The following is a 1,240-nucleotide window of genomic DNA, read 5'->3' as shown; positions in this document are numbered from 1 at the left end:
GTTGCGTCAGCAACTGCGCACGGAAACGGCTGCGAAGGCAGCTAAACACCTCATGTGCGCCGTGTTGTATTCCCAGGGAAAAGCTCCCTCAGAGATAGAACAGCTACTCGGGTTTCCAGAACAGACGATCTACAACTGGTTCGATGTCGTCGCCGAGCACGACCTAGCCGGTCTCGGCGACTTCTCACGTCCCGGGCAATCCACTCGGCTTACCGGCAAACAGTGGGCGGAGTTGACGGCGACGCTGGCCGCGTCGCCGTCCGAAGCTGGCTACAACGAATCACGTGGACGTCCGCACTCGTTCGTGAGAACATGGAAGAGACGTTCGGCGTCACTCACTCCCTTGGCGCAGCCACTCAAGGCCAAGCGCCCCGCTGAGAAGTCCGCCACCGGCCGTGAAGCCGGGCACGTTGTCGGCGTCAGTGTTGTTCTCGGTGTCCGTCTCGTTTCCGTCGTCCCCATTTCGGCGTTTCCGTTCCCGACATCGCCGTCATCGGTATCGACAGACTCTCCGTCGTCGCCACTGGATCCGCCGTCGTCGCTACCGGTTCCATCGTCGTCGCTGTCGTCTTCGCTGCCCTGCTGATTGTCTTGCCCGTCGTTTCCTCCATCCGTGTCGTCGTTCTTGTCACTCTCGTCGGGCTAGTCGTCCGTATCCGTTTCTTCGCGAAGCGCTACGAGATCGCCGTCGTGGTCGACATAGATCGTCTCGCCGCTAATCGCATGAATTGGTCCAACCGGCGCGTCGTCCTTCGAAAGCACCCACTTCTCAGACCCGTCGTACTTGTTCAGGGCGACGAGGTCCTCGTCGTAGTCCAGCTCCCCGTAATTGTACGCGTTCTGATTGAGGTACGCGAACACGGTTTCTCCGCTAATGACGGCTTGTCCATAGGTGTACGTAACGCTGAGATCCCAACTGTATTCATCACCGTGAATCGATCCGCCGGGGTACGCCTGGTCGGTGCCGCCGCCGACGTGGATTTCCTCGCCGAACGCTATTTCGTGGGTCCCGTAACCCATGGCTGCAAACTCGCCTGTTTGGGCATCGTACAACGGCCACTCCTCGGTAGTACCGACGTCGTAAGTGACCGCTGCCGACGTCGCGTAGATGGTATTGACATGGGTGCCAACGTGGACTCCTTTCTGCCAGACTTCGGCACCGGTCTCGGGTTCAAGAGCGATCAGACCGGCACCCGTGACGCTGTAGATCACACCGTTTGCCGCGGCGGTCGCTGCAATG

The 1,240-nt window shown here is 59.8% G+C and carries 1 pseudogene; it reads right to left on the bottom strand.

Going from position 1 to position 1,240, the window contains the following annotated elements:
• Positions 1-331: 331 nt before the first annotated feature.
• Positions 332-1,240: pseudogene (locus PGX04_RS11485) on the bottom strand (PQQ-binding-like beta-propeller repeat protein); the annotation flags it as partial.

This window comes from Natrinema soli, assembly GCF_028618695.1.
This window is presented reverse-complemented; position numbering and strand designations above follow the sequence as displayed.